Source organism: Microbacterium sp. MF43 (assembly GCF_012847295.1).
In the GTDB taxonomy this organism is placed as follows: domain Bacteria; phylum Actinomycetota; class Actinomycetes; order Actinomycetales; family Microbacteriaceae; genus Microbacterium.
In genome coordinates, this window is the sequence record NZ_JABBDY010000005.1 from 193726 (window position 1) to 211808 (window position 18083).

Annotated in this window: 21 protein-coding genes; 8 read left to right on the forward strand and 13 right to left on the reverse strand. The window is 70.7% G+C overall.

Translation table 11 applies throughout. The annotated features are described in order from the left end of the window. Positions 1-2: 2 nt before the first annotated feature. Positions 3-977 (reverse strand): SDR family NAD(P)-dependent oxidoreductase, encoded by a 975-nt coding sequence (locus HF323_RS14715; protein ID WP_317451097.1) that lies wholly within the window; start codon positions 975-977, stop codon positions 3-5. 39 nt (positions 978-1016) lie between these two features. Here HF323_RS14715 and HF323_RS14720 point away from each other — a divergent pair, with 39 nt between their 5' ends. Next, positions 1017-1826, forward strand: coding sequence for an HAD-IIA family hydrolase (locus tag HF323_RS14720; protein WP_169583646.1), 810 nt, complete (start codon positions 1017-1019; stop codon positions 1824-1826). 49 nt (positions 1827-1875) lie between these two features. Next, positions 1876-2451 (forward strand): YdeI/OmpD-associated family protein, encoded by a 576-nt coding sequence (locus tag HF323_RS14725; RefSeq protein ID WP_169583648.1) that lies wholly within the window; start codon positions 1876-1878, stop codon positions 2449-2451. Between the two features lie 125 nt (positions 2452-2576). Here the strand turns inward: HF323_RS14725 and pyrE are convergent, their stop codons facing one another. The 4 genes from pyrE to HF323_RS14745 form a co-directional block, all read right to left on the reverse strand. Continuing rightward, positions 2577-3155 (reverse strand): orotate phosphoribosyltransferase, encoded by a 579-nt coding sequence (pyrE, locus tag HF323_RS14730; protein WP_169583650.1) that lies wholly within the window; start codon positions 3153-3155, stop codon positions 2577-2579. A gap of 77 nt (positions 3156-3232) precedes the next feature. After that, positions 3233-4039 carry a trypsin-like serine protease gene (locus HF323_RS14735; protein WP_169583652.1) on the reverse strand — a complete coding sequence of 269 codons (807 nt, stop codon included), beginning with the start codon at positions 4037-4039 and terminating at the stop codon, positions 3233-3235. Between the two features lie 86 nt (positions 4040-4125). Further along, complete coding sequence (locus HF323_RS14740; protein WP_169583654.1) at positions 4126-4683, reverse strand: DUF1697 domain-containing protein; 558 nt, start codon at positions 4681-4683, stop codon at positions 4126-4128. Between the two features lie 182 nt (positions 4684-4865). After that, on the reverse strand, positions 4866-5624 hold the full coding sequence (locus HF323_RS14745) for a hypothetical protein (protein WP_169583656.1): 759 nt from the start codon (positions 5622-5624) through the stop codon (positions 4866-4868). A gap of 162 nt (positions 5625-5786) precedes the next feature. Between HF323_RS14745 and HF323_RS14750 the strand changes: the two genes are divergently transcribed. Then, on the forward strand, positions 5787-6626 hold the full coding sequence (locus tag HF323_RS14750) for an exodeoxyribonuclease III (protein ID WP_169583658.1): 840 nt from the start codon (positions 5787-5789) through the stop codon (positions 6624-6626). A 7-nt stretch (positions 6627-6633) separates the two neighbouring features. Here the strand turns inward: HF323_RS14750 and HF323_RS14755 are convergent, their stop codons facing one another. From HF323_RS14755 to HF323_RS14770, 4 genes are all read right to left on the reverse strand, one after another. Next, positions 6634-7254: a dihydrofolate reductase family protein gene (locus HF323_RS14755; RefSeq protein WP_211160638.1), complete on the reverse strand. Its 621-nt coding sequence runs from the start codon at positions 7252-7254 to the stop codon at positions 6634-6636. Positions 7255-7266: 12 nt separating this feature from the next. Next, entirely contained in the window at positions 7267-7965 is a 699-nt protein-coding gene (locus tag HF323_RS14760) for a helix-turn-helix domain-containing protein (RefSeq protein WP_169583660.1), read from the reverse strand. Then, complete coding sequence (locus HF323_RS14765) at positions 7966-8403, reverse strand: VOC family protein (RefSeq protein ID WP_169583662.1); 438 nt, start codon at positions 8401-8403, stop codon at positions 7966-7968. It abuts the gene before it with no gap. A 92-nt stretch (positions 8404-8495) separates the two neighbouring features. Then, the gene (locus HF323_RS14770) at positions 8496-9068 is read right to left on the reverse strand and encodes an NADPH-dependent FMN reductase (RefSeq protein ID WP_169583664.1); all 573 of its coding nucleotides are present in this window, start codon (positions 9066-9068) and stop codon (positions 8496-8498) included. Positions 9069-9205: 137 nt separating this feature from the next. Between HF323_RS14770 and HF323_RS14775 the strand changes: the two genes are divergently transcribed. After that, on the forward strand, positions 9206-10474 hold the full coding sequence (locus HF323_RS14775; protein WP_169583665.1) for a sensor histidine kinase: 1269 nt from the start codon (positions 9206-9208) through the stop codon (positions 10472-10474). Next, complete coding sequence (locus tag HF323_RS14780; RefSeq protein ID WP_169583667.1) at positions 10471-11157, forward strand: response regulator transcription factor; 687 nt, start codon at positions 10471-10473, stop codon at positions 11155-11157. The genes HF323_RS14775 and HF323_RS14780 overlap by 4 nt, the downstream gene beginning before the upstream one ends. A gap of 131 nt (positions 11158-11288) precedes the next feature. Here HF323_RS14780 and HF323_RS14785 read toward each other — a convergent pair whose 3' ends face one another. After that, entirely contained in the window at positions 11289-11858 is a 570-nt protein-coding gene (locus tag HF323_RS14785) for an NADPH-dependent FMN reductase (protein WP_169583669.1), read from the reverse strand. Positions 11859-12085: 227 nt separating this feature from the next. Between HF323_RS14785 and HF323_RS14790 the strand changes: the two genes are divergently transcribed. Both HF323_RS14790 and HF323_RS14795 read left to right on the forward strand, forming a co-directional pair. Further along, a complete protein-coding gene (locus HF323_RS14790; protein WP_169583671.1) occupies positions 12086-12970 on the forward strand; it encodes an ATP-binding cassette domain-containing protein in 885 nt (294 codons plus the stop codon). Then, positions 12967-14064 (forward strand): ABC transporter permease, encoded by a 1098-nt coding sequence (locus tag HF323_RS14795; RefSeq protein WP_169583674.1) that lies wholly within the window; start codon positions 12967-12969, stop codon positions 14062-14064. The genes HF323_RS14790 and HF323_RS14795 overlap by 4 nt, the downstream gene beginning before the upstream one ends. A gap of 55 nt (positions 14065-14119) precedes the next feature. On the opposite strand, the gene HF323_RS14800 is transcribed toward HF323_RS14795, so the two are convergent. Next, positions 14120-15328 (reverse strand): acetyl-CoA C-acetyltransferase, encoded by a 1209-nt coding sequence (locus HF323_RS14800; protein WP_169583676.1) that lies wholly within the window; start codon positions 15326-15328, stop codon positions 14120-14122. 195 nt (positions 15329-15523) lie between these two features. Then, on the reverse strand, positions 15524-16063 hold the full coding sequence (locus HF323_RS14805; RefSeq protein WP_169583678.1) for a winged helix-turn-helix domain-containing protein: 540 nt from the start codon (positions 16061-16063) through the stop codon (positions 15524-15526). Positions 16064-16120: 57 nt separating this feature from the next. Here HF323_RS14805 and HF323_RS14810 point away from each other — a divergent pair, with 57 nt between their 5' ends. Next, on the forward strand, positions 16121-17542 hold the full coding sequence (locus HF323_RS14810; RefSeq protein WP_169583680.1) for an MFS transporter: 1422 nt from the start codon (positions 16121-16123) through the stop codon (positions 17540-17542). 6 nt (positions 17543-17548) lie between these two features. Here HF323_RS14810 and HF323_RS14815 read toward each other — a convergent pair whose 3' ends face one another. After that, a complete protein-coding gene (locus tag HF323_RS14815; protein ID WP_169583682.1) occupies positions 17549-18007 on the reverse strand; it encodes a hypothetical protein in 459 nt (152 codons plus the stop codon). Positions 18008-18083 lie beyond the last annotated feature (76 nt).

The window sequence follows — 18083 nt, forward strand, 5'->3', positions numbered from 1 at the left end:
TCTCACGCTCGGGATCGACCACTCGGGGGACGGCGGAAGGCGGATGCCTCGGCGAACGGCCAGCGCACGCCGGTGGCGTCTTCGGCCGCCTGCCACAGGCGAGCGGCGACCTCCTCGTCGCGGGTGATCCTCGACGGATTCTGTCGTCGCGGCTCGCCGCGGGTGATCGTGCGCGGACCCCAGAACTCGCCGCCCTCGACGTCGGGATCGACGAGCGCCCGCACGAGCGGCCACGCGCCGCGCTCCTTGGACTGGGCGATCGCGGCCTGCAGGTTGTCGCGGAATCGCTTCATGCGCGTCGGCGCATTGACGCCCGCGATGCCCGGCGTGCGCCCGCTGGTCGAGTAACCGGGGTGGGCCACGACGCTCGCCACCGGGACGCCGGCGGCGCGCAGGCGCCGGTCGGCCTCGAAGCCGAGCGCCGCGGTGGCGATCTTCGACTGCACGTACGCCCGCCACGCGGTGTAGCCGGTCGTGAGCTGCGGGTCGACGGGGTCGTACGGGGTGAGCGAGGTCGACATGCTGCCGACCCAGACCATGCGGCCGTCGCTCCGCGCGAGGGCGGTGAGGAGCTCGCCCGCGAGGGCGAAGTGACCGAGTGCGTTCGTCGCGAAGACCACCTCGTGCCCGTCCACGGTGGTCTCCCGCGCCTTCGGCGGGTGGACGATGCCGGCGTTGAGCAGTACGCCGTCGAGCCCGCCGCGACCCCGCACGCTGGCCGCCGCCGAACGCACGGAGCCGAGGTTGCTCGTGTCGAGCACGAGTGCCTCGGTGGCGTCGGGCGAGGCATCCGGAACCCGTCGCCTCACCGCCGCCCGCGCAGCCGACAGCCGATTCGGATGCCGCGCCGTCATGTACACGTGCGCGCCGGCGCGCACGAGCTGCTCGGAGGCGAAGTAGCCGAGTCCGGCGTTGGACCCCGTCACGAGATAGGTGCGACCGGACAGATCGGGCAGGCTGCGGGGGTCCCAGGTCACGACTTCGACCATAATCCCCCGCGGCCGTAGGCTTGCGCCATGCGGACCCGAGCCGAGATCGAATGCTGGCTGACAGACATGGACGGCGTCCTCGTCCACGAGAACACCCCGATTCCGGGTGCTTCGGCGCTGCTCGAGCAGTGGCGCGACACCGGCACGCCGTTCCTCGTGCTGACCAACAACTCGATCTTCACGCCCCGCGACCTGTCGGCCCGGCTGCGCGCCTCGGGACTGATCGTGCCCGAGGAGTCGATCTGGACCTCGGCGCTCGCGACCGCCGACTTCCTGCGCTCGCAGATGCCCGGAGGAAGCGCGTTCGTCATCGGCGAGGCCGGTCTCACGACCGCCCTGCACGAGGCGGGCTTCATCATGACCGAGACCGATCCCGACTACGTCGTCGTCGGCGAGACGCGCAATTACTCGTTCGAGGCGATCACGAAGGCGATCCGCTTCATCGGCACCGGCGCGCGGTTCATCGCGACCAACCCCGACGCCACCGGGCCCTCCACCGAGGGGGTCCTGCCCGCGACGGGGGCGATCACGGCGCTCATCACCAAGGCGACCGGCATGGAGCCGTACGTCGTGGGAAAGCCGAACCCGATGATGTTCCGCTCGGCGCTCAACCGCATCGGAGCCCACTCCGAGAACACCGGCATGATCGGCGACCGCATGGACACCGACGTGGTCGCGGGCATCGAGGCGGGCCTGCACACCGTGCTCGTGCTCACGGGGATCAGCGATCCGGCCGAGATCCAGCGGTACCCGTTCCGCCCCGACGAGGTGCTGGACTCCGTCGCCGACCTGCTTGCGACCGAGCCGGTCGAGAGCGAAGAGGCCGACATCCTCTGACGGGGCCTTGCGGACACGAGGCGTCCGCGTCCGGCGATAGGGTCGCGGCATGGGTGCACTCGACGACGGCGAGAAGGTGGAGGCAGCGGATGCCGCGGCCTGGCGCGACTGGCTCGAGAAGAACCATCGCACGTCGAGGGGCGCGTGGCTCGTGCGCGCCCGGCGGGACTCGGGCCTCGTATACGTCGAGTACGAGGACGCCATCCGTCAGGCGCTGTGCTTCGGCTGGATCGACGGCCCGGTCCGCACGTTCGACGAGGCGACCGGCGGTCTCTGGTTCGCACCGCGGCGCCCGTCGAGCGGGTGGGCCGCGACGAACAAGGCGCGCCTGGTCGAGCTGGAGGCCGCCGGGCTCATGACCGAGGCGGGCATCCGCGCGGTCGAGGTGGCCAAGGCGAACGGCGCGTGGACGGTGCTCGACAACGCCGAGGCCGGCATTGAGCCCGAGGACCTCGCCGCAGCGCTGGACGCGGAGCCCGATGCCCGTGCCGCGTGGGACGGCTTCCCGGCCTCGGCGAGGAAGTTCGGAATCTCGGCCGTCGATTCGGCGCGTCGCCCCGAGACCCGTGCCGCGCGCATCGCCAAGATCGTCGCGGACGCCGCCGAAGGGAAGAGACCCGCATGACCGAGTTCGAGCAGAATGTGCTGCTGACCATCTCGGCGATCGGGCTCACCGGCACGCTCATCGTCTTCGTCTGGCAGTGGCTGCGCGGCCGAGGCCGCGGCGAAGACTGAGGCTGCGACCCCGGACTACTGCGGTTCGAGACCGAGGTCGTCGAGGTCGATCGCGGCGAGCCACTGCAGCCCCTCGGCCTCGACGGCGGCCTGCGCCCCCGTCTTGCGGTCCACGATCACGGCGACGGCGACGGGCTCAGCGCCTTCGCGGCGGAGCGCCTCGACCGCCTTGAGCGCCGACTGACCGGTGGTCGAGGTGTCCTCGAGCACGACGACGCGCTTGCCCGCGACATCCGCCCCCTCCACCTGGCGGCCGCGACCGTGATCCTTCGGCTCCTTGCGCACGACGAACGCGTCGAGCGGGGTGTGCGTGCGGGCCGACTCGTGCATCACCGCGTTCGCGATCGGATCGGCGCCGAGGGTCAGCCCCCCGACGGCGACGACGCCGTCGACGTCGCGGATCAGGTCGAGCATGATGCGTCCGATCGATGGCGCCGCACGGTGGTCGAGCGTGAGCTTGCGCATGTCGACGTAGTAGGTCGCCTTCTTGCCGCTCGAGAGCGTGAAGTCGCCGTGGAAGACGGCCTCGTCCTGAATCAGCGCGATGAGGTACTGGCGGTCGGCTTCGAGCGCGGGCGTGGAGGCGACGGTCATGGGAACGAGTCTACGGATGCCTCGGCAACGGCGAAGGCCGGTGCGAGGTCCATCGCACCGGCCTTCGTCCCCCCGGCCTAGAGCAGGTCGCCGAACTCGGCGTAGAGCCACTCGAGGTCGTCGGCGCGGTCGACGCGGTACACGCCTCCGGTGCCCGCGCAGGCGCTGTTCAGCCCGAACGAGGTGACACCGGCGATGACGTTGCTGTCGCCGATGAAGTTCGGGCCGCCCGAGTCGCCCGAGCACGTGCCCCCGGTGTGGGCGTTGTTCGACAGCAGCAGCGACGCGTCGGTCGTGAACCCGGTGTTGATCTGGTTCAGCTTCGGCGTCGAGACCATGCGGGTCTTGTACGCCTGGTCCTTCCACGCCGCCGCGTCGGGGAAGCTCTTCTGCAGCCCGTAGCCGACCGCCGTGAACCATGCGTCCTTCTTCGCGCTCTTCGCGTAGACGTCGAGCTGGTTCAGCGTCGGCAGCTCGCCGTACTCGTCGAGGAAGACCGGCTCGTCGAGCACGACGACGCCGAGGTCGTACAGGTAGAAGGCGTTGTCGTCGTACTGGGGGTGCGTGTAGGGCGTGCCGCTGACCTGCCCGTCCCTGGGGTAGCCCAGCGCCTGCGGGTTGGGCTCGAGGTCGCTCTGGAACCACAGTTCGACGTGCTCGGCGCCGTAGGTGCAGTGCCCGGCGGTGAGATAGACCGTGGGCGAGATCAGCGTGCCGCTGCATCGCCACAGCGGATCGCCGTTCTCGGTCTGGGCGACCATCAGTCCGACGTTCGGGTGGCCGTCGCCGTCGGGCACTCCATCGGTGACCGCACTCGCCGGCGCTGAGCCGAGACCGATCATCAGGAGTGCCGCAGCAGCTGCGGCGAGCGCTTTGTGGCGCATGTGTGGGTACCCCTCTCCGTTGGGTCAGTGCCGCCGAGCATGCCAGGCGGCACCCGGAAGGACAAGGGGCTCCGGCGTGTCAGCTCCTAGCGCGCGAAGCGGTCCGCGAGGCGGATCAGGGTGGGCAGTCCTCGGGAGGTGGCGGGCGCTCCGGTCAGCCGCTCGACGACGGGGGTGGCGTTGGACTCGCGGTCCCGCTCGTTCGCCGAGACCACCCAGCCGGGCCCGGCGCCGACCACGCGGCAGCGCCGCACGGCGGCCTCCTCGGCGACTGCGGCGTCGTCGATGTCGAGCACGCCGCCGCGGTGCAGCGTGACCTCGAGCCGCGGGGCATCCGGTGCGCCCGCGTGCGCTGCGACGACCATCGCGATCTCATCGAGTGCCATCACGAAGACCTCGCGCTCGACGCCGGATCGAGCAAGAAGAGCGCTCGGGATGTCACCGGCGATGCCGGAGGCCGGGGCATCCGTGAACACCACCGTGCCGTTGCTCTGGAACGCGACCGCATCCCGGCCGCCCGCGTCGCCGAGCGCGCCCAGCAGGTCGGCGGTCGAGGGGTGCCCGCGCTGCCCCTGGTTGACGTTGCGGAAGAACGCCACGTACCGCACGTCGACAGGCGCCGCAGCACCGGGGACGGCGTTCACGTCCCCCCGCGCCTCTCGCCGAGGGCGATGCCGGGTTCGACGACGAGCACGCGGAGCGCCCCGCTCTCAGGCACCCAGACCCGCTCGGCCACCTTTCGCATCATGAGACCTCCATCGCAGCGTCCGCCGCGAACCTATTGCCGCGCACCCACGAGCGCAACCGCGGAACATCGGGGCGGGGTCTACGGGACGACGACGTCGCCGACGGCTGCCTGCGTGGGCACCTTCTCCGGCTCGACGACGAAGCTGTCGAAGATGACGTCGAAGACCTCGTCCGCCGTCTGCCCGTGAGCCGAGACCTGCGCGATGACGAGCACTTCGGCGTTCTCGGGCATCGCAGCGAACTCCAGCATTCGCTGGCCCTTCGTGGCGGCGCACTCCTTCCACACCCGCGTGGCGACCGTCCAGCCCGACCGCTCGCGCGGCTGCTCGTTGACCGGAACGCACCCGTCGATCGACCAGTCGAGGTCGACGAATCCGTCGAGCCACTCGGCACGATCGCGCGGCGCCATCGCGGCTACGTCGGCCGCCACGACGATGTCCCGCGATGCGCCGATCCACGCCCCGTCGTTTCGGAAGTCCACGTAGCGGTCGAGAGCGGTCCCGAGGAGCAGAGCGGTCCCGGGGTCCTCCGTCACGTTCCACCGACTCCGCTGTGCCGACCAGTCCTCGGGCACGTCGACCGTCAGCGCGCCGTCTGCCGACGAGACCGAGTGCGTCGCCAGCGCGACGGTGGCAGAAGGGCTGGCCGTCGGAGCCGGATTCAGCATTCCGAAGATCGCGTCGACCCGCTCGGGGGTGATCACGGCCGCGGCGGTGGCTCCCAGCACGGCGACGGCGACCGCGCCGATGATCGCGGTCCAACGGCCCCGATGACTGGGACGTCCCGTGGGGGGTGCGGGCGGTTCCGTGGGTTCGGGGCGGATTTCGGGCTCCGCCATGTTGTCTCCCCTGGCCAACGCCCCCACCCTAGCGCCGGAGATCGCCCTCCGGAAGCGCCCCCGTGAGCGGCCGCGCGGGAGTGACAGCGAGCGCGATCGTGACGCGCCGGCGCGGCCGATGCCGGTCCCGCGGCGTCGGCGCCCCCGCCTAGGCTTGAGCTCATGCGCCTGGCCACCTGGAACGTGAATTCGATCCGCGCGCGCGTCGACCGCATCGTCGACTTCGCGGTGCGCGAGCACATCGACGTGCTCGCCATGCAGGAGATCAAGTGCAAGGTCGAGCAGTTCCCGTTCGACCGCTTCGAAGAGGCCGGATTCCACGTCGAGGCGCACGGCTTCTCGCAGTGGAACGGCGTCGCCATCGCCAGCCGAGAGCCGCTGTCCGACGTGCGGACGGCCTTCCCGGGCATGCCCGGCTTCGCGAAGGGCCACCAGGGTCCGGATGCCCCGCAAGAGGCCCGCGCGATCGGCGCGACCGTCGGCGGGATCGAGGTCTGGAGCCTCTACGTGCCCAACGGCCGCTCGCTCGGCGACCCGCATTACGACTACAAGCTCGCGTGGCTCGCCGCCCTCGAGGACTACACGCGGCAGTCCCTGACGGCCGACCCCGACAAGGCGATCGCCCTCGTGGGTGACTTCAACATCGCCCCGACCGACGCCGACAACGGTGACCCCTCGGTCGTGCAGGGCTTCGCGACCCACGTCTCGCCGCCCGAACGCGAGGCGTTCGCCGCCCTCGAAGCAGCGGGCGTGCACGACGTGGTGCGCCCGCTCGTGCCCACCGGGTTCACCTACTGGGATTACAAGCAGCTCCGCTTCCCCCGCAACGAAGGCATGCGCATCGACTTCATCCTCGGGTCGCACGCGGTGGCCGACGCGGTCACCGGCGCGCAGATCCATCGCAACGAGCGCAAGGGCGAGGCGCCGAGCGACCACGTGCCCGTGGTCGTCGACCTCGACCTCGAGGGCCCCGACGACGACGATCGCCCGATGATCTTCTGACGCGAGCTCAGTCTTCGCCGGGCGGTTCCATCGACCCCGTCTCGACGTCGCCGTCCGGCGCGTAGCGCAGCTGCACCACCGTCCCGCCCGTGATCGGCGGCTCGAGGAGCCGGAGCCGCGCGGGCACGGCACCGTCGGGGAACACCTTCTTCCCCTGACCGAGCACGATCGGGTGCACCCACAGCCTGAGCTGGTCGTAGGCCCCCGCGGCGAGGAGCGACTGCACGAAGTCGATGCTCCCGATCACGTGGATGTCGTCGTGCTTCTCCCGCAGCCGGGCGACCGCGGCCGGGGCATCCCCCGCCAACTGCGTCGTCCCCTGCCACGTGAGCTGCAGCGGGGACCGCGACGCGACGTACTTGGGGATCTCGGCGAACCGCCGTCCGATGGGGTTGTCGACATGCTTCGGCCAGTAGTCGGCGAAGATGTCGTAGGTGCGGCGGCCGAGCACGAGGGCGTCCATCGCCGCAATGCCCTCGCCGACGGCACGCCCGACGACGTCGTCGGGGAGCGGCGCCTGCCAGCCGCCGTACGGGAAGCCTCCCGACGGATCTTCCTCAGGACCTCCGGGCGCCTGCGCGACGCCGTCGAGCGTCGTGAAGAGGTCGATCGTGATGCGTCCGATCATAGGGCGCTCCTCTCAGGCTGCGACGTCGACGGTCGCTTCGATGTGGAAGGTGTCGGCGAACCGCTCGAGCAGCGACGGGTCGCCGGCGACGACCGCCAGCACCTCGCGGTCGATCGCCTCGGCCGGCGTGAGCTCGCCCGAGATCACCCGCCGGATGCCGGGTCCGGCCGCGAACACGAGCTCGGGCTGGCCGGTCGGCAGCCGACCGCCGACCGGAGGCGCGGGTGGTGCGAGCTGAGCGATCCTCAGCTCGGCTCCGTCGACCTGTACGCGCAGGGCCACGTCGCCGACGTGCACCTCGTAGTCGGCCGGGGGGACGGATGCCGCGACCTCCGGCCGGAAGGCCGTGCGCAGCGCCATCGTGAGCGAGTCACCGGTCACGACGTCCTCGGGAGCCGGTTCGCCCATCTGCGGGAATCCCCACCGTCCGAGCGCGAGCACGATGGATTCGAGACCGCGCCCGTACGGCGTGAGCTCGTACACCAGTCCGCAGTTCGCGAGCGCCACTCGACGCACGACGCCCCCCTCCTGCAGCTCTTTCAGCCGCGTGGAGAGGATGTTCGTCGGGATCTTGGGCAGGCCCTGCTTGAGGTCGGTGTAGCGGCGGGGTCCGACGAGCAGATCGCGGACGATGAGCAGCGCCCACCGCTCCCCGATCAGCTCGACGGCGGTCGTGACCCCGCAGTACTGCCCGTAGCTGCGGGAGGCCACTTACGCCTGCGCCTGCTCCGCCAGGTAGGCCTCGGGTCCCTGCTCGGCCGCCTGCGGCTCCATGTAGAGGAAAGCGAGGCCGTTGCCGTCCGGGTCGTCGAGGTCGCGGCTGTACATGAATCCGTAGTCCTGCGCCGGCCGCGGCTCGCTGCCGCCGTGCGCGAGCCCCGCCTCGAGCACGCGGTCGACCTCCTCGCGCGAGTCGCGGCTGAACGCGATCTGCACCTGTGCGTGTGTGCGCGGGTCGATGATCTGCTTGTCGGTGAACGTCGCGAGGTACTCCTTCGTGAGCACCATCATCTGGATGTTGTCGCCCCAGACGATGCACGCGGCGTTCTCGTCGGTGAACAGCGGATTGATCTCGGCGCCGAGCGCCGTGTAGAAGGCCTTGGCCTTCTCGAGGTCGTTCGTCGGGACGTTGACGAAGATGTGCGTCATTGCGTTGCTCCTTGCCGCTCCATGCGAGGGTTCCCTCGGCGATGGAACCGATACTTGCAAAAGACAAGCGAGCTTGTCAATAGCAAGTACGCTCACGCGAAGCGTTCGATCAGCGATCGGAACGAGCGCAGGAACTCCTGGAGGAACTCGCGGGTCGAGGCATCCGTCACCTGACCTTCGTCGTCGATGAGGCCGTCTTCGTACTTGATGTATGCCTCGGGCTCGCCGAGGACCTGAGCCCCCTGCGACATGAGGATCGCCTTCAGGTGGTTCTGGGCGACGGCGGTCGAGATGTCGCCGGCGCTCGCCCCGATGACGGCGGTCGGACGCCCTGGGAACGAGCTCTCACCCTCGGGGCGTGAGGCCCAGTCGATCGCGTTCTTGAGCACGCCCGTGATCGAGCGGTTGTACTCGGGCGTGACGAGCAGCAGTCCGTCGGCGCTGTCGACCGCGCGCTTGAACACGCGCCCGGCCTCGGGATAGTCCGCCTTGGACTCCATGTGCGCACCGAAGAACGGCAGCTCGCCGATCGGGACGTCTCGCAGCTCGAGTCCCTCGTCGGGAGCGAGCGCGGCGAGCGCATCGGCGAGGCGGCGATTGAGCGAGGGCTGCGAGACGCTGCCGACGATGAGCGCGACAGTGAAGGTGTCCGGGGATGGGGTCATGGGGATCTCCTCTCGTGGCCCCATCCCACGCGAGGCTCGCCATCGACGCCAGCCCCTTGCGCGGTCGGCCTCGAGACGCCAGGGTCTCCGTCGTGCGGGGGATGCCGGGGCCCCACCCTCCCCCGTAGCGTGGAGGGATGTCCGAACTCCCCGTCGCGCCGCCGGTCCGGCGCCCGCGGCCGAGCCGGTCGGAGCTGCGCAACGACGTGTGGCTCGCCGCCGGCCTCTTCGTCGCTGCGGTGCTGAGCACCGCCCTCGGGTCCGTCGCCGGAGTGTACGGCGAGGACGCGGGCGGCGGCATGCAGGGCGCCCTGCTGTACTGCCTCGCGATCACGGCACCTCTCGCCGTGCGCCGCCGGTTCCCCGAGGTCGCGGTCGTGGTGATCGCGGTGGTGTTCTTCGTGGGCGTGACTCTGCGGATCCCCGAGCTGTACGTCAGCAACATCACGGTGTTCATCGCGATGTACACGGTCGGCGCATGGGTCGACGACCGTCGCCGGGCGATGTGGGTGCGTGTCGCCGTCATCGTGGGGATGTTCGTGTGGCTGCTCGTCACCACGTTCCAGGCGGCCATCGACCCGACCGACGAGACGCTGTCCCGAGCCGGCCTCTTCTCGCCGTTCGCCGCGTACATGCTCATCCAGTTCCTCGTGAACGCCGCCTACTTCGGCGGCGCGTACTACATGGGCGATCGCGCGTACGCCGCCGCGATGTCGCGCGCGGCCCTCGAGGAGCGCACGCGCGAGCTCGAGCTCGAGCGCGAGGTGACCGCCGCGCAGGCGGTCGCACTCGACCGGGTGCGCATCGCGCGCGAGCTCCACGACGTCGTCGCCCACCACGTCTCGGCGATGGGGGTGCAGGCCGGTGCCGCGCGCACGGTCCTGGAGCGGGATCCGGATGCCGCGCGCCGCGCGCTCCTCGGCGTCGAGGAGTCCGCGCGCTCCGCCCTGGCCGACCTGCGCCAGCTCCTCGAGACGCTGCGGACGCCCGACCTCGAAGCGGAAGGCGGTTCGGCCGTGCACCTGTCGGGGCTCGCCGATCTCGTCGCGCACGCGAACGACAACGGCCTGCCGACGTCGCTCACCGTCGTGGGCGAACCGGTGGAGCTCGCCGAGCTGACGCAGGTGAACATCTACCGGGTCGCGCAGGAATCGCTCACGAACGCGCGCCGCCACGGCGGACCGGATGCCTCCGCCGACGTCCGCCTGCGCTATGACCAAGGCGCGGTCGAGCTCGAGGTGACGAACACCGGCCGGACGGCGGGACCGATGCGACCCGGACTGGGCATCGTGGGAATGCGCGAGCGCGCGGCGTCGTCGGGAGGCACGCTGGAAGCCGGGCCGCGACCGCGCGGCGGGTTCCTCGTGCGCCTGCGGATCCCTCTGCCGCTGCGGGTGGACGCGTGAGCCGCGCGCCGATCCGCGTCCTGCTGGTCGACGACCACGCGGTCATGCGCGCCGGGTTCCGAATGATCCTCGAAGCGACCGACGACGTCGTCGTCGTCGGGGAAGCCGCCAACGGCGTGGAGGCGGTGGCCGCGGCATCCGCTCTGCACCCTGATGTCGTGTGCATGGACGTGCAGATGCCCGACATGGACGGGGTGGAGGCGACCAGGCGCATCGTGGCGTCCGACGGCGCAGCGGCCGTCGTCATCGTGACGACGTTCGACCGCGACGACTACCTGTTCACCGCACTCGATGCCGGCGCGAGCGGATTCCTGCTGAAGAACGCGGGGCCCGAGGAACTGGTCAACGCGGTGCGCGTGGCGGCCGCCGGCGATGCGCTGCTCGCCCCCGAGGTGACCCGGCGGGTGATCGCGCGCTTCGCCGAGGCATCCGCTCCCCCGCCTTCATCGGCCGGGACGACGGTCACGCCGGCGACGGGGGTGCCGGTCGAGCTCACTGAGCGCGAGGACGAGGTGCTGCGCCTCATGTCGCAGGCGCTGAGCAACGCCGAGATCGCGCAGCGGCTGTACATCGGCGAGGCGACGGTCAAGACGCACGTGTCGAACGTGCTGCAGAAGCTCGGCGCCCGCGACCGCGTGGCCGCTGTCGTCTACGCGCATCGCCACGGTCTCGCCGGTCGCTGAGGGGGCCGCGCCGGACGGACGCGTTTCGTCGACGACCGAGGGTTCACCCATCCACCCGGTCGTGGTTGAGCGAGCGAAGCGAGACGAAACGCCCCGGCCCGCGAGGGGCCGGGGCGTTGGGAAGAAGGGCGTCAGGCGGCGACGGGAACGTGGGCGTAGCGGTCCACCAGAGCGCCGAAGGCCTCGAGGTAGCCGACGAGGAACTCGGCGGTCTGGTCGTTGGTGACCTCGCCGTTGTCGGCGAAGAGGCCGGGCGTGGTCTGCACGTAACCCTCGGGCTGACCGAGCGTCGGGGCGTTGTAGTGGCTGAGGATCGCCTTGAGGTGCTGCTGGGCCGCGGCGGTCGCGATGCCGCCCTGCGACGTGCCGATCACGGCGGTGGGCTTGCCGTTGAACGAGCCCTGGCCCCACGGGCGGGCCGCCCAGTCGAGGGCGTTCTTGAGAACACCGGGGATCGACCGGCTGTACTCCGGGGTGACGATGATCACACCGTCGACGTCGTCGATCGCCTGCTTGAAGTCGCGGGCGACCTGCGGGAAGTCAGCGTCGAAGTCGGGCGAGTAGAACGGCAGATCCTGGATCGGGATCTCGACGAGCGTGGTTCCCTCGGGCGCAAGGCGCTCGAGCGCCTTGGCGAGGCGGCGGTTGATCGAGGTCGACGAGATGCTGCCGACGATGTACCCGATGGTCCGATCGGTCATGAGAAGTTTCCTCCGGAAATGAAAGGGGTCCCCGAGCGGGGACCACCGTGGACGTTCCATTCACGTGCAAGGACCCGTCATCCGGATCTATTCCCGTGCATGAAAATTTCCTCATGTGACGCGGGATCCGGCGCACGGCGGACGGAGATCTCCGCCGTGCGGGGGAGGCCCCGGCGCGCGGCGGGTCGTACGTTGAGAGTCATGGGGGCCGAGACGAGGAGGAGCGGATGCTGCAGCTGACCGGGATCACGAAGAGCTACGGAGGGAGGCGCGTGCTCGACGACGTCACGTTCGACGTGCGGCCGGGGCGCCTCACCGGGTTCGTCGGAGGCAACGGCGCCGGCAAGACCACGACGATGCGCATCGTGCTCGGCGTGCTCGCCAAGGACGCCGGCACCGTGATGCTCGACGGCGCCGAGGTGACGGCCTCCGACCGCCGACGCTTCGGCTACATGCCCGAGGAGCGGGGGCTGTACCCGAAGATGAAGGTGCTCGAGCACATCACGTACCTCGCCCGCCTGCACGGATTCACGAAGACGGATGCCTCGGCTCGCGCCACGGCGCTGCTCGAACAGCTCGGACTCGGCGAACGCCTGAACGACAACGTCGAGACGCTGTCGCTGGGCAACCAGCAGCGCGCGCAGATCGCCGCGGCGCTCGTCCACGACCCGGAGGTGCTCGTGCTCGATGAGCCCTTCTCGGGCCTCGACCCGCTCGCGGTCGACGTCGTCGCCGCGGTCCTGCAGGACCGTGCCGCACAGGGCGCGGCGATCGTCTTCTCGTCTCACCAGCTCGACGTGGTCGAGCGACTGTGCGACGACCTCGTCATCATCGCGGGCGGCACGATCCGGGCCGCCGGCGCGCGCGACGACCTGCGCGCCCGCTACTCGACGCGCCGCTTCGAGCTGGTCTCAGCCGGTGACGCCGGCTGGCTGCGCACCGAGCCGGGCGTCGAGGTGCTCGAGTTCGACGGAGGGTACGCCGTGTTCGACGCCGACAGCGACGAGACCGCCCAGCGCGTGCTGCGCCAGGCCGTCGCGCAGGGGGACGTCGCGAGCTTCGCGCCGCAGCATCCGACCCTCGCCCAGATCTTCAAGGAGGTCATCCAGTGAGCACCGCACGCACCCAGGGACTCAGCTCGGCGCAGGGCATCTGGCTGGTCGCCGAGCGCGAGATCGGCTCCAAGCTGCGCAGCAAGGCATTCGTCATCTCGACGGCGATCCTGCTGCTCGGCGCCCTCGCTCTCGTGATCTGGGGAGGATTCGCGGCGGCGAACAACGAAGGCACGCCAGTGGCCGTGACGACGGATGCCTCGTCCGCCCTCACGAGCACCGAGGGGCTCGACATCACCGAGGTCGCCGACCGTGACGAAGCCGTCGAGCTCGTCGAGAGCGGCGACGTGGATGCGGCGATCGTGAGCGATCCGGAGTCACCGGTCGGGCTCGCGGTGATCGCGCAGTCGGACACCCCGACGCAGCTCATGCTGCTCCTCGCGCAGACCCCGACCGTCGAGCTGCTCGAGCCGGCCGAGGGACCCGAGGCGCTGGGATACATCGTCGCCGTGGGCTTCGGCGTGGTCTTCCTCTTCGCCGCCTCGATGTTCGGCGGCACGATCGCCCAGAGCGTCGTCGAGGAGAAGCAGACCCGCGTGGTCGAGCTGCTGATCTCGGCGATCCCGGTGCGGTCGCTGCTGGCGGGCAAGGTGATCGGCAACACGGTGCTCGCGATGGGGCAGATCCTGATCCTCGCGGCGATCGCGGTCGTGGGCCTCACGGTGACGGATCAGACCGCCCTGCTGCAGGGCCTCGGCGGTCCGATCGCGTGGTTCGCGGTGTTCTTCCTGTTCGGCTTCATCCTGCTGGCGTCGCTCTTCGCGGCCGCCGCGTCGATGGTGTCGCGCCAGGAGGACATCGGCTCGACCACGACCCCGCTCACGATGCTCGTGATGGCGCCGTACTTCCTCGTGATCTTCTTCTTCGACAACCCGCTCGTGCTGGGGATCATGTCGTACGTGCCGTTCTCTGCGCCCGTCGGCATGCCGATGCGCCTGTTCCTCGGCGAGGCGCAGTGGTGGGAGCCGCTCCTGTCGCTCGCCATCCTCGTCGCGACGTGCGTCGCCGCGATCCTGGTCGGCGCGCGGATCTACGAGAACTCGCTGCTGCGCATGGGCGCGCGGGTCAAGCTCTCCGAGGCGCTCGCACGCTGACGACGATTCCGGATGCCCCGGCCCCCGTTCGCGGGGATGCCGGGGCATCCGTCGTTCACAGCCTCTCGACGACCGTCGCCACTCCCATGCCGCCGCCGATGCAGAGCGTGGCCAGGCCGTAGCGTCCGCCGGAGCGCTCGAGCTCGTCGACGAGCGTGCCGAGGATCATCGCCCCCGTCGCGCCGAGCGGGTGCCCCATCGCGATCGCCCCGCCGTTGACGTTCGTGCGCTCGTGGGGGAAGTCGAGGTCGCTCATGAGCCGGAGGGCGACCGACGCGAACGCCTCGTTGATCTCGACGAGGTCGATGTCGTGGATCGTCAGGCCGGCGCGCTCGAGCGCGAGACGCGAGGCCGGTCCGGGGCCGGTGAGCATGATCGTCGGCTCGGTGCTCACGACGGCGGCCGAGCGCATGCGGGCCCGCGGCGTGAGGCCGTGGCGCGCGCCTGCTTCCTCGCTGCCGACGAGCACGAGCGCCGCGCCGTCGACGATCCCGGAGGAATTCCCGGCGTGGTGCACGTGGTCGATCCCGCCGGCCTCGGGGTACTTCCGCACGGCGATGTCGTCGTAGCCGCGATCGCCCAGCTCGGCGAACGCGGGCGGGAGAGCGGCGAGCGTCTCGACCGTCGTGCCGGGCCGGATCGTCTCGTCGCGGTCGAGGATCACGGTGCCGTCCTCGTCGCACACGGGGATGACGGAGCGGGCGAAGCGTCCCTCGTCCCAGGCGCGGGCGGCGCGAGCGTGGGACTCTGCGGCGAAGCGGTCGACGTCTTCACGGGTGTAGCCCTCGAGGGTCGCGATGAGGTCGGCGCTGATGCCCTGCGGCACGGCATCGGGAGCCACAGCCGCGGCGGAGTCCTTGCCGAACGGACCGCCGTCGCTGCCCATCGGCACGCGGCTCATCGATTCGACGCCGCCCGCCAGGAACAGGTCCTCCCAGCCGGAGCGCACCCGGGAGGCCGCCTGGTTGACCGCCTCGAGCCCCGAGCCGCAGAAGCGGTTGAGCTGCACGCCGGGCACGGTATCGGGGAGCCCCGCGGCGAGCGCGGCGACCTTGGCGATGTCGGACCCCTGGTCGCCGATCGGCGTGACGCACCCGAGCACGACGTCGTCGATGCCGGCGGGGTCGAGGCCCGGGTTGCGCTCGCGCAGGGCGTCGATCAGGCCGACGACGAGCCGGTGCGGCGGGACGCCGTGCAGCGAGCCGGTCGCCTTCCCGCGTCCTCGCGGCGTGCGGACCGCGTCGAAGACGAATGCCTCGGCCATGGCACCTCCTTCGGTGGTGTCTCCATCGTGCCACCGCGGGGAGGGGTGAGAGCCCGCCGGCCGGGTGCCGGATTCAGGAGACACGCCGACCGGGCCGGGGAGGCGGATGCCTCACCCGGCGTGTCTCCTGAATCCGGCACCGAAGCCCGGCGCGGCGGCGGCGCCCGGCGGCACCGCTGCCGGGGTGCGACGGGTTCAGTCGGCGCGGGGCCCGGGCGGGTTCAGATCGGGATGGAAGGCGGTGAAGACCGAGTAGGTCTCGCCGTCGGGATCCGAAACGCGCTCCTTGAATTCGACGAGGAGGTCGTACAGGCGGCGGCGGAACTCCTCCTTGTGCTCCTCGTTGAGCTTGAGCCCCAGCCAGCTCGTGTCGAGGTCGTTCGGCTCGACCCCCTCGATCTGCTGGAGGAAGACCTCGACCAGCACGCGGCTGCGGTCGGGCATCGGCATGCGCCACGACAGACCGGTCGCCTTGTACGGCACCTCGCGCGCCCCCTGCGCGCCGGTGCGGGCGGGCTCGGCCGCGAGGAACCCGGTCTGGACCAGCGTGCGCACGTGGTGGAGCATCGTCCCGGGGTTCACCCCGAGCAGTTCCGCGAGCTCCTTGTTCGTGCGCGATTCGAACGCACACAGCCGCAGCACGCGCAGGCGCAGCGGTGAGCTGATCGCCCGCAGCCGCGCCTCGGCTTCGGGGTCGCCGGGCGTGAGCTCGAGACGATCCGATCGCTGCTCCACGGGTTCACGCTAGCGGACTGATTGACATTCCTCAATCACTGGTCGACACTGATTGACATGTCCCAATCACCTCTCCCCGGCGACGCCGTCGAGGACACCCCCGGGGTCGCGGATGACCTGATCGCCGAGGCGCGGGCCGAGGCATCCCTCCCCTCCTCGGCGGCGCGCGCGGACGCCGCCGCCGACGCGGACGTCGCCGATGCGGCCGCCCCGGCGTCGCCGCCCGAGCGATCGCTGTGGCGGGACGGCAACTTCCTCACGATGTGGAGCGGCCAGGCGCTGAGTCAGTTCGGCGCTCAGATCGCCGAGCTCGCCATCCCGGTCCTCGCCGTGCTCCTGCTCAATGCGACCGAGTTCCAGGTCGGCGTGCTGAGTGCCGCGCAGGTGGCAGCGTTCCTGCTCGTCGGCCTGCCGGCGGGCGCATGGATCGACCGCATGCGCAAGCGGCACGTCATGATCGCCGCCGACATCGTGCGCGCCGCCGCGCTCGCGCTCGTCCCGCTCCTGTGGATGACCGGCGTGCTGCAGATCTGGCACCTGGTCGCGATCGCTGCGGTCGTGGGCATCGCCACGGTGTTCTTCGACGTGTCGTACCAGAGCATCGTGCCGTCGCTCGTGAAGCCGGCGCAGATCGCCGAGGCGAACGGCAAGCTCGAGTCGACCTACCAGCTCGCCAACATCGCCGGACCCGGGTTCGCCGGGTGGCTCGTCGGCGTGATCACCGCGCCGCTCGCGCTGCTGGCCACCGCCGGGACGTACCTCGTGTCGGCGGTCGCACTCGCCTTCACCCGCGACCAGGAGCAGCCGCGCGCTCACGACGACCGCGCGCCGATCCTGCGCGAGATCTGGGAGGGGCTGCACTTCGTCTTCACCGAGAGGCTGCTGCGCCGCATCGTGGGCACCACCGGCGTCTCGAACTTCTTCAGCACGATGTCGTTCACGCTGCTGCCGATCTTCCTGCTGCGCGAACTGGGCTTCTCCCCCGCCTCGCTCGGACTGATCTTCTCGCTCGGCGCGATCGGCGGCCTGCTCGGCGCCATGGCGACGCCCCGCATCGTGAAGGCGATCGGCGAAGCCCGCGCGATCCCGGTGAGCGCCCTCGGCTTCAGCGTCGTCGCCCTGCTCCTTCCGGTCGCCGCCGTCGTCCCCGCCGTCGCCTTTCCGCTGCTGGTGGCGCAGTCCTTCGTCGCGAGCTTCACCGTGCTGCTCTACAACATCACGCAGGTGACCTTCCGGCAGCGCATCACTCCGCCGCGGCTGCTCGGTCGCATGAACGCGTCGGTGCGGTTCGTCGTGTGGGGAGTCATGCCGATCGCCGCGCTCCTCGCGGGCGCCCTCGGCACGTGGCTCGGCGTCGTGCCGACGATGTGGATCGGCGCGGCTGGGCAGCTGCTCTCGGCGGCGTTCGTGGTCTTCGCGCCGTTCTGGACGATGCGCGAGCTTCCGGACGTGCACACGTCCGCGGCATCCGTCGACTGAGCCCGGTCAGGGCCGGCGCCGACTGCGGGTGAGCCCCATGATCGCGAAGGTGAGCGCCGCGAGGTAGGCGAGGACGATCAGACCGGCCGAGACGGCGAACATGGCCGCCGAGGTCTCGGCCGTCATGCCGAACCACGTCATGAGGGCGGTGTCGAGCGGTCCGCTGTCGCCGGCGTCGGGCACGGTGAGCCCTCCCAGCACGAAGCCGAGCCACAGGACGGCGCTCGCGATGTCGTACGCGACGCGGGTCGCACGCGCGCGGCGCACCTCGCGGTCGAAGAGCGTGAGCACCGGCGGCACGAGCAGCAGCGCGACGACGATGAGTCCATACGCGATCCCGAGGAAGCCGAGCCGGCCGATCCCGGCTCCCACGAAGCCCCGACCGATGAAGAAGAACACCGGCAGGAACAGCGCGACCGGCCATTGGGCGTAGAAGACGAACCGCCCGGACCCTTCGATGTGCATCCTCCGACCGTAGCGCGGCGACCTCTCATGAACCGTGAGTTCCCGCAAGGCCGCCCCACGGGCGCCGCGGGCGTGC